Source organism: Chromobacterium indicum, assembly GCF_039708975.1.
Classification (GTDB): Bacteria; Pseudomonadota; Gammaproteobacteria; order Burkholderiales; family Chromobacteriaceae; genus Chromobacterium; species Chromobacterium piscinae.
The window spans coordinates 1-9,573 of the sequence record NZ_JAYFSJ010000030.1; the positions used below are offsets into that span (position 1 = coordinate 1).

General features: G+C 63.8%; 8 protein-coding genes. 1 reads left to right on the forward strand and 7 read right to left on the reverse strand.

The genetic code is table 11. The annotated features are described in order from the left end of the window. The 4 genes from VA599_RS23955 to VA599_RS23970 form a co-directional block, all read right to left on the reverse strand. On the reverse strand, positions 1–437 hold a 437-nt coding region (locus tag VA599_RS23955; protein ID WP_346790986.1), incomplete at its 3' end, for an ATP-binding cassette domain-containing protein. Positions 438–460: 23 nt separating this feature from the next. Then, complete coding sequence (locus tag VA599_RS23960; protein ID WP_346790987.1) at positions 461–1,519, reverse strand: ABC transporter permease; 1,059 nt, start codon at positions 1,517–1,519, stop codon at positions 461–463. A 16-nt stretch (positions 1,520–1,535) separates the two neighbouring features. Then, on the reverse strand, positions 1,536–2,474 hold the full coding sequence (locus VA599_RS23965) for an ABC transporter permease (protein ID WP_021475757.1): 939 nt from the start codon (positions 2,472–2,474) through the stop codon (positions 1,536–1,538). Between the two features lie 22 nt (positions 2,475–2,496). Then, positions 2,497–4,269: an ABC transporter substrate-binding protein gene (locus VA599_RS23970; protein WP_346790990.1), complete on the reverse strand. Its 1,773-nt coding sequence runs from the start codon at positions 4,267–4,269 to the stop codon at positions 2,497–2,499. 247 nt (positions 4,270–4,516) lie between these two features. Here VA599_RS23970 and VA599_RS23975 point away from each other — a divergent pair, with 247 nt between their 5' ends. After that, positions 4,517–4,882: a hypothetical protein gene (locus VA599_RS23975; protein WP_021475755.1), complete on the forward strand. Its 366-nt coding sequence runs from the start codon at positions 4,517–4,519 to the stop codon at positions 4,880–4,882. Between the two features lie 48 nt (positions 4,883–4,930). Here the strand turns inward: VA599_RS23975 and VA599_RS23980 are convergent, their stop codons facing one another. From VA599_RS23980 to VA599_RS23990, 3 genes are all read right to left on the reverse strand, one after another. Further along, positions 4,931–8,050, reverse strand: a complete 3,120-nt coding sequence (locus VA599_RS23980; protein ID WP_346790992.1) for an efflux RND transporter permease subunit — start codon at positions 8,048–8,050, stop codon at positions 4,931–4,933. Between the two features lie 10 nt (positions 8,051–8,060). Beyond that, positions 8,061–9,167 (reverse strand): efflux RND transporter periplasmic adaptor subunit, encoded by a 1,107-nt coding sequence (locus tag VA599_RS23985; RefSeq protein ID WP_346790994.1) that lies wholly within the window; start codon positions 9,165–9,167, stop codon positions 8,061–8,063. Positions 9,168–9,285: 118 nt separating this feature from the next. Then, on the reverse strand, positions 9,286–9,573 hold a 288-nt coding region (locus VA599_RS23990), incomplete at its 5' end, for an ExbD/TolR family protein (RefSeq protein ID WP_346790995.1).

A 9,573-nucleotide genomic window follows, 5' to 3' on the forward strand; every position in this document is an offset into this window, starting at 1 on the left:
ACTTCGCGCAGCAGCTCCACCGCCCGCTTCCACGCCGCGCCGCGCCCCAGCCCGGCGTGCAGCGTCAGCGTCTCGACAATCTGCTCGCCCACCGTGAACACCGGGTTCAAGGAGCTCATCGGTTCCTGGAAGATCATCGCGACATCCTTGCCGCGCAGCCGGCGCAACTCGGCCGCGCTCAGCTTCAGCAGGTCGCGCCCGTCGAAGCGCAGCTCGGACGCCGCATCGATCTCGCTCGATTGCGGCGGCAACAGCTGCATGATGGCCATCGACGTCACCGATTTGCCCGAGCCCGATTCGCCCACCAGCGCCACCGTCCGGTGCGCCGGAATGTCGAAGCTCACGCCCTTCAGCGCCTCGAAGCGCCCGCCGTCCTCCTGGCGGAAACTCACCCGCAGGTTGCGGACCGACAGCAGGGTTTTATTTTGATTGCTCATCTCGTGTTTCTCCTCCATCCCGCTCACTTGGCCGCCGCGCGCGGATCCAGCGCATCGCGCAAGGCATCCACCAGCAGGCTGAACGCCGTCACCAGCACCGACATGGCGATGGTCACCGCCAGCATCTGCCACCAGTAGCCCTGGATCAGCTCGGTCGGCGCTTCGGCCAGCATCGAACCCAGGCTGACCTCGCGCACGCCGACGCCGAAGCCGAGGAAGGACAAGATGGCCTCGTACTTGATCAACGCCACCGTCAGCAAGGAAAACTGCACCAAGAGCAAATGGGAGATGTTGGGCAGGATGTGGACGAACATCTTGCGGCGGCTTCCGGCACCGATGGCGTCCGCCGCTTGCACGTATTCGCGGCCTTTCAGCTTCAGGTACTCGGCGCGCACCAGGCGGTAAGTGCCGGTCCAGCTGGTCAGCGCCATCACCGAAATGATGGTGGTGATGCCGCGGCCGGACACCGCGGCGAAAGACAGCAGCAGCAGCATGTCCGGCACCGAGGTGAACACGCTGTAGAACCAGTTGAGGAAGTCGTCGGTCTTGCCGCCGAAATAGCCGGACACCGCGCCCAGCGCGCAGCCTATCAGCAGGGAAAACACCGCGCCGAACACGCCGACGAAGATGGACGTGGACGTGCCCTTCAACGCTTTCTGGATCACGTCGCGGCCCTGCAAGTCGCCGCCGAACGGCAGCCGCTCCAGCCGCGGCGGCGCGTGGTTGGCGTATTCGCCGACATGCTTCTCCGCCTCGGACAGCTGCTTGCCTATCGGATCCTCGGCGCGGCTCAGTTCGACAATGGGCGCGGCAGCCGCCTTGGCTGCCGGTTCCGGCGGCAACACGTCGTCCGCAGACTCCTTGACCCAGCTTGGCGGCGCATAAGGCACGCCCACCTCATCCACCCAGTGCGCGCCGACCAGATTGAACCAGCCGCCGATCGAGACCAGCAGATAGGCCAGCACGATCCACATCGAAATAAAGCCCACCTTGTTGCGCTTCAAGCGCTGCCATCCCAGCCCCCACAGGCTCCGGGACGGCGCAGCCGGCGCGGCGCCGGCGGTATTCTGCAATGTCGTCATGATTGTTCTCCTCCGCTCACTTCAGTTGCACGCGCGGATCGATCCACTTGTAGACCAGGTCGCCCAACAGGTTGAACACCATGGTGGCGATGGCGATATAGATGGTGATCGCCTTGATCACCGGAAAATCGCTCTTGTTCACCGCCTGCACCACTTCGTTGCCCATGCCGGGAATGCCGAAGAAGCTCTCCAGCACCAGCGCGCCCAGCAACATGTAGGGCAAGGACATCATCACGCTGGTCACCACCGGGATCAGCGCGTTGCGCAGCACGTGCTTGAGCATGATCTGGCGTTCGGACAAGCCCTTGGCGCGCGCGGTGCGCACGTAATCCTGGCCCAGTTCCTCAACGAAAAAGCTGCGATAGAAACGGATGTCCGGCCCCAGCGACACCATCAAACCCAACAGCAAGGGCAGCGGCACGTAGACGAACAGATTGACCCAGAACGAATCCCCCCAGCCACGCACCGGAAACCACCCCAGCTTGAAGCCGAGGAAGAACTGGCCGGCGATGATGTAGATCAGCGCGCTGATGGACATGGCCACGGTGCAGGAGATGGTGACGATGTGGTCGGTCAGGCCGCCGCGGAAATACGCGACCAGCGCCGCCAGCGGAATGGCGACCAGCAGATCGACCACCAGCATGGCGCCGGTCAGCGTCAGCGACGGCCCGATTCGGCTGCCGATGATGTCGGACACCGGCTGCTGGGTGGACCAGGAAGTGCCGAAATCCAGCGTCAGCACCTGATGGACGAAGAGCAGGAATTGCTCCGGCAGGCTCTTGTCCAGGCCCAGCTGTGCCCGGATGTGCGCCAGCACTTCGGCCGAGAAATGCTTGCCGGCCAAGACCAGCGATGGATCGCCGCCTACCAGCGTGAACAGCGTGAAGACCAGCAGCATCACCCCGAACAGGGTCGGGATCATTTGCAGCAGCCGGCGGATGATGAATGCGGACATGATGGTTCTCCTCGCTCCCCGCTTATTTTTCTACGTCCAGGAAACGCCAGATGGCGTTGAAATTGGGGTGGAACTTGAATCCCTTCACCCAAGGCTGGGCCAGCGCATTGGTGAAGCGGATATCGCTGAACATCCACGGCGTGTCGCCGACCACGATCTTGTTCATCTGGTCGTACAGGCGGTTGCGTTCCGGGCCGTCAGGCAGCAAGCGCGACTGTTCGTAGAGCTTGTCGTAGCGCGGTGACTGGTAGCAGGCATTGTTGGAATTGCCGACATTGCCGCCATACAGCAGCTGCGTGAAGTTATCTCCATCCGGATAGTCAGCGCTCCAGGCGCCGCCGTTCATGCCGAATTTGCAGTCGCGCTGCGCCTTCACCTGCTCATTCCACTGCATCACGCGGAAATTCGCCCTCACCTTGATGCGGTCGAAGGCCTTCTGCCAATACTCGTTCCACTGCTTGTCGATGGCGGTGGGGCCGGTCAGGAAATCGACGACGACGGGCTTGCCGTCCGGAGCATGGCGGTAACCGTCGGCGCCTACCCTGTAGCCGAACTGGTCCAGCAAGGCATTGGCCAGCGGCGGGTTGTAGGGATAGGCGGCGCGGAAATTGGGATTGTGGCCGGCCACGTTGGGCGGCACGATGTACTGCACCTGCACCGCCTGGTTGCGGCGGATGTCCCGTATCGTCTCGTTGGTGTCGAAAGCCATGGAGATCGCGCGGCGCAGCGCGATCTTGTCCTTGCCGTACCCGCCGACGACCGGGTCTTTCATATTGAACGCGTAGAAGGTGACTTCCTCGCCCAGCTCGCGGCTAAGCTGAATGCCCTTGCTTTTCAGTTCCGGTTTCAGCTCCGCGCGCCACGGATTCTTGGGGTCCAGGCGCAATACCTGTCTGATCAGCGGCTGAGGAATACCCACGAGGTCCAACTCCCCGCTCTTGAAAGCCAGCCAGGCCGGCTGCTCCTCCTGGATCACCGACACTTCGATCCGGTCGATCTGCGGATAACGCTTGCCGTTCATCTGAGCCGCGATTTTTTGGTCGTCGGCGGCCGCGCCGTAATGGAATGTTTCCCTGCGGAAATTGGGATTGCGCACCAGCGTCATGCTGTTGCCTGGTTTCCAGTCCTTCAACACATAGGGGCCGGTGCCGACCGGGTGGGCATTGGTATTGTCGCCGTAGGCATCGACCACTTCCCGCGCCTGAGCCTCCACCCAGCTGCCGGCCAGCAGGAAGGGCAAAGACGGAAAAGGTTGTTTGAATTTCAGCTGCAAGGTGTAGCGGTCCAGTGTTTTCACGCCCTCAACCACCGTGTCGTAATCCAGCTTGCCCTTGCCAGCCCTCTTCGCCAGCTCGGCCAGACCCACCAGTTTGTCGGTGAAAGTGTCGCTGAGAGGCGAGGCCACGGTCGGGTCGGACAGGCGCTTGATCGAGTACACGTAATCGGCGGCGGTCAGCTCGCGCTTCTTGCCCTTGAACGCCGGGTCCGGCGCGAAATAGATGCCCCTCTTCAAATGGAAGGTGTAAGTCAGGCCGTCGGCGCTGACCGTCGGCATCGCCGTCGCCACATTGGGGATCACCTTCACCGGACGGGACAGGTAGTCGAAAGTCAGCAAGGGATCGTAGATGTGCTCGATCACGGCGGCGGAATAGATATCGGACACCTTGGCCGGATCGAATCCGGTTTCAGGAGCATTGAACGCCACATGCAGCACCTTCTCCGCGGCGGCCGCATGCAGCGGCGCCAGGCTCCCCCAGACCATCAGTGCCGCCACCAGGGGCTTTTTCAGGCACATAGTCGTTTCTCCTTTGTTTTTCTCATCGGAACCAGTCCTCATCAGGATGGTCGATTTTCTATCGCGGCAACGCTTTGGCCGACTCGCGCGCCGAAGCGCAACAAGCTCGTTAACACAAAGCCGATGCCGCCCACACCTTAACGATTGACACACCCGCAAGATGACATCATCGTTAAATAAACAGCAATTCTATATTCACCGCGGCTCCGCTTGCCCTGCCAATGCGTGCCGCAGCAAGGAGAGCGCCATGAAATCCGCGGCATCGATACTCGTTCTGGCCGCCCTGTCGCTGGCCGGCTGCGCCACCCAGCAGGGCTATGCGCAGAAGGTCTACAGCTGGCAGGGACGCGACGCCAACGAACTGCTGGCCGCCTGGGGCACGCCCACCGGGCAGATGACCATGCCCAACGGCAAGCAGCTCTACACCTACCGCACCGCTTACAGCCAGGAAATGCCGATACAAAGCAGCGGCTTCTACCATCCCTGGAGCTTCAGCGGCGGCGGCTCCACCTACTACAGCTGCACCACCAACTTCGTTGTCGATCCGCGCGACCACACCATTCAATCGGTCAGTTTCGACGGCAACGACTGCGTCGCCCCGCCGCGCAAGTGATTCCGCGGGCGCTCACACGACAGGAGCCGGCGATTGCCGGCTCCCTGTTTACTTACCGCCCGCCTCGTTCAGCTTCAGCGCGCGACGCCCACCCAATAGACGGCGGATTCGGACGCGCAGGCTGTCCAGATAGGTGTACACCACCGGCACCACCAGCAGCGTCAAAAGCGTCGAGGTAGCCAGTCCGCCGATGATGGCATGCGCCATCGGCCGGTTGGTCTCCGAGCCATCCCCGGTACCCAGCGCCAGCGGCAGCATGCCGAAAATCATCGCCAGGCTGGTCATCATGATCGGGCGCAGTCTCACCCTGCCCGCTTCGGCGATGGCGTCTTCGCGCGCCATGCCCTCCGCCCGCGCCCGATTGATGAAATCCACCAGCAGAATGCCGTTCTTGGCCACCAGGCCCATCAGCATGATGATGCCGATGATGGAGAACATATTGAGCGTGGAGCCCCACAGGAACAGCGCGACGAATACGCCGCCGAAAGCCAGCGGCAGCGACACCATGATGGTCACCGGCATGGTGAAACTGCGGAACTGCGCCGCCAGGATCAGGTAGATGAAGATCACGCCCAGACCCAGCGCGCGCAGCGCGTTGGCCACCGTCTCTTCCATGTCCTTCTGCTGGCCGCGGTGCATGCGCTGCACGCCTTGCGGCAATTGCATATTGCCCAGCATCTTGTCGATGTCCGCCATCGCCGAGCCCACGTCGCGGCCTTCCACATTGGCCAGGATGCTGATCTCGCGCATCATGTTGGTGCGTTTGATCTGGCGCGGGCTGACGCCCTGCCGGGTCTCGATCAGCGTAGACAGCGGCACCATCTGCGCCGCGCCGTTGTCGTCGCGGTTGCCCGCCACTTTCAACTGGTCCAGCAGTTCCTGGCGGCGCTCGTCCTTCGGCACCCTCAGCCTGACGTCGTAGTTCTCGCCGTCCGGGGCTTCCCAGGTGGTGACCACATTGCCGGCCAGCAGCATCGACAGCAGATTGCCGACGCGATTGAGATCCACGCCCAGGCTCAGCGCCGCGTCGCGCTTCAGGGTCAGGCTCAGCGACGGATCGCCCTCGGTCAGATTGGATTCGATGTCCTTCACGCCCTTCACCTTGCCGATGCGGGCCATGATGTCCCGCGACACCGCGTCCAGCTCGGCCAGATTGGAGCCGCGCAGGCCGATGAAGATAGGCTTGCCCTGCTGCTCGTCGTTGGCCACCGCCTTGATCAGCACCCCAGCCACCGGCTGCACCCGCTTGCGGGCATCGGCGATGACCTCGTCCAGGCTGCGCTGGCGCGAGCGCTTGTCGCCGATATCCAGCGTCAATTGGCCGTCGTTCTTGCCGGCGCCGAAGTTGCCGGCGCCGACATCCAGCGACACGGTGTGGATTTCCTTGATCCCAGACAGCGCGTCGGCCAGCTCCCGGCCCTTCAGCGTCGTGTACTCCAGCGAAGAGCCGGGCGCGGTCTGGTACACCACGTTGATCTTGCCGCTGTCGCGCACCGGCGTGAATTCGCCGCCGATGCTGGGCACCAGCATGAAGCTGGCCGCAGTGACGCCCAAAGCCAGCGCCAGCGTGGTCTTGCGATGGCCCAGCACCCAGCGGATCACCGCGGCGTAACGCTCGGACAGACGGTCAAGCGAGGTCTCGAACCAGTCCAGCATCCGCCCCAGCGGGCCGCGGTGGCGGTCGCCGTGATGGTGGGGGTCGTGCCAGATCGACGACAGCATCGGGTCCAGCGAGAAGCTGACGAACATCGAGATCAGCACCGCCACCGCTACGGTCAGGCCGAACTGATGGAAGAAACGGCCGATGATGCCGCCCATGAAGCCCACCGGCAGGAATACCGCCACCACCGTCAGCGTGGTGGCCAGCACGGCGAGGCCGATCTCGTTGGTGCCGTCCAGCGCCGCCTGGTAATGGCTCTTGCCCAGCGCGGCGTGGCGGACAATGTTCTCACGCACCACGATGGCGTCGTCTATCAGCAGGCCGATGGACAGCGACAGCGCCAGCAGCGTCAGCATGTTCAGCGTGAAGCCCATCAGTTGGATCGCGAACAGCGTGCCCACCAGCGCCACCGGCAGCGTCAGCCCGGTGATCACCGTGCTGCGCCAGCTGCCCAGAAACAGGAACACGATCAGGATGGTCAGGCCGGCGCCTTCCAGCAGCATGGACTCCACGCTGTGCAGCGCCTTCTTCACATCCTCGGCGGAGTCATAGGTGTAGCGCAGCTCGGTGCCTGCCGGCATCTGCGGCTTCAGTTCGGTCAACAGTTTCTTGACGCCCTCGGCCACCGCCACCTCGTTGGCGCCGCGCGCGGCCTTGACGTCCACGCCCAGGCCGGGCTGGCCGTTCACCAGCGAGACGCTGTCCTGCTCGGCCTCGGTGTCCGCCACCACGGCGATGTCGTCCAGCCGGATCGGCGTGCCGTTGCGGTAGCCCACCGCCAGCGCGGCGAAATCGTCGGCGGACTTGAGCTTGCCGGACACGCGGATCGCCCATTCCTTGTGCGCGGTGGAAACGTTGCCGGCCGGGAAGTCCTGGTTGGCGGCCTTGATCGCGTCGGCCACGTCGGCCAGCGACAAACCTGAGCCCTCCAGCCGCACCGGGTCGATATCAATGCGGATTTCGCGCTTTACCGAACCGATCAAACTGACGTCGCCGACGCCCTCCACCATCTGCAGCCGCTTCTTCAGCACGTTCTCGGTCCAGCTGCTCAGCTCGCGCGGGCGGGTCTGGCTGGAAGTCAGCGACAGCGACAGCATAGGCTTGTCGTTCGGGTCCACCTGCGACACCGACGGCGTGCCGATCTCGCGGCGGAATTGCCCCTGCACCGACGCCACCTTGTCGCGCACATTCTGCACCGCGACGATGGGGTCGACCGACAGTTCGAACTCGGCCACCACGAAGGAGCTGCCTTCGGAAGAATAGGAGCGGATTTCCTTGATGCCGCTGACGGTGTTGAGCGCCTCCTCAAGCGGCTTGCTCACCTCGCTCTCCACCACCTCGGGCGAGGCGCCGGTATAACGCGTCTCCACCACCGCCATCGGCAACCTGACGTCCGGCATCTCCTCCACCGGCAGCTTCTGCCAGGAAAACAGGCCCAGCACCAACAGCGTCATCATCAACACCGCGGCGAAATACGGATTGCGCACGCTTACGCGGGTCAGCCACATGGCGCTCTCCTCAAACCAGGCCGGCCGGCAGGCTGACCGGATCGCCCGCCTTGCTGCCCAGCAGTTCGCCGACGATCACGCTGGAGCCGGCGGCCACGCCGGCTATCGCAGCCTGGCGCTCGTTTTCCGCGCGCAGCTCCACCGTTACCGGCCGCTTGGCCAGCTTGCCCTTCTCCACCACCATCACCCAGGGCTGGCCGTCGATGTCGCGCACCGCGGCGATCGGCACCACCACCTTGTCCTTCACCGCCCTCACCACCACGCCGCCCTTGGCGAACTGGCCCACTTTCAAGTGCCCGTCCGCGTTCTTCACCCGTACGAATAGCGTGAAGCTGCGGGTGCCAGGTATGGCCACCGGGTTGATGCGCACCACTTCGCCGCGCTCTTGCGCATCGCGGCCATCCACGCTGAACGAAGCCGGCATGCCCACCCTCACCTGTCCCACCAGCCGCGAAGGCACGGTGGCCGCGATTTCCAGCACCGCCAGATCAGCCACCGAAAACAGCTTCATATTGCGGCTGGCCACCTCGCCGGGGTTGATCTTGCGCTCATAGACCACGCCGTCTATCGGCGATTTGACCTGGGCGTCGGCCAGCGAGCGCTGCGCCCGCGCCAACTGGGCGGCCTGCGCGCGCAGCTCGCCCTCCTTCACCCGGAAGTCGCTTTCCAGCTCGTCGAACGCCACTTGGGAGATAAAGCCCTTGCCCAACAGCTCGCGCTGCTTGTCCAGCTTGACCTTGGCCAGCTTCAGCCGCGCCTTGGAATTGTCCAGCTGGGCGTTCTGCTCCGCCACCGACTGGCCCAGCGACTCGGCGTCCAGCACCGCCAGCAACTGCCCGCGGCGCACCGCCTCCCCTTCGCGCACCCGCACTTCGCGGACATTGGCGTCCACCTCGGACGCCACCGCGCTGCTGGTGAGCGCGTTCAGCGAGCCGGTGAACGGAATGGCGGCGGCGAGCGGCTTCACTTCGGCCCGCACCACATCGGCGCCGGACAAGCGGCGCGCCGCCGGCGCCGACGCGTTTTTGCCTGAGGCGGACGCATGCTCGGCGCTGCCCTTGCCACAGGCGGCTAGCGATAGAAGAAACAGAGCGGACAGGCAAAGACGTATGTTCATATGTGTGTTTTCCGATGTGGCCATCGCGGCGTCATCCGGTCTTGTTGTCGATTACGGAACAGGCGGCCGTTTGGCCGCCTGTCCGACATCATGCCACATCCGAGTGTTTATTTTAATGTCATTGCAAGAACTGTTCCGACCCGACGATGCCCAGCTTCGTCAGTCCCAAGCGCTGCGACTCCGCCAGCACCATCGCCACCGGCGCGTAACTCGCGTCCTTGTTCGGCTTGATGTGCAACTCCGGCTGCGGATCCGCCTTCCCCGCCGCCGACAGCCTCGTCTCCAGCGCCTCGCGGTTCGGCAATCGCTCGCCGTTCCACATCACCGCATTGTCCGGCGCAATGTCGATCTGCACCACCACCGGCTTCGCCAACGGCTTGGCCGGCGTGTTCTGCGGCATGTCCAG

Excerpts from the sequence above, each read along its gene's own strand:
- VA599_RS23960 (WP_346790987.1), bottom strand. The coding sequence starts at position 1,519 with ATGACGACATTGCAGAATACCGCCGGCGCCGCGCCGGCTGCGCCGTCC.
- VA599_RS23965 (WP_021475757.1), bottom strand. The coding sequence starts at position 2,474 with ATGTCCGCATTCATCATCCGCCGGCTGCTGCAAATGATCCCGACCCTG.
- VA599_RS23970 (WP_346790990.1), bottom strand. The coding sequence starts at position 4,269 with ATGTGCCTGAAAAAGCCCCTGGTGGCGGCACTGATGGTCTGGGGGAGC.
- VA599_RS23975 (WP_021475755.1), top strand. The coding sequence starts at position 4,517 with ATGAAATCCGCGGCATCGATACTCGTTCTGGCCGCCCTGTCGCTGGCC.
- VA599_RS23980 (WP_346790992.1), bottom strand. The coding sequence starts at position 8,050 with ATGTGGCTGACCCGCGTAAGCGTGCGCAATCCGTATTTCGCCGCGGTG.
- VA599_RS23985 (WP_346790994.1), bottom strand. The coding sequence starts at position 9,167 with ATGAACATACGTCTTTGCCTGTCCGCTCTGTTTCTTCTATCGCTAGCC.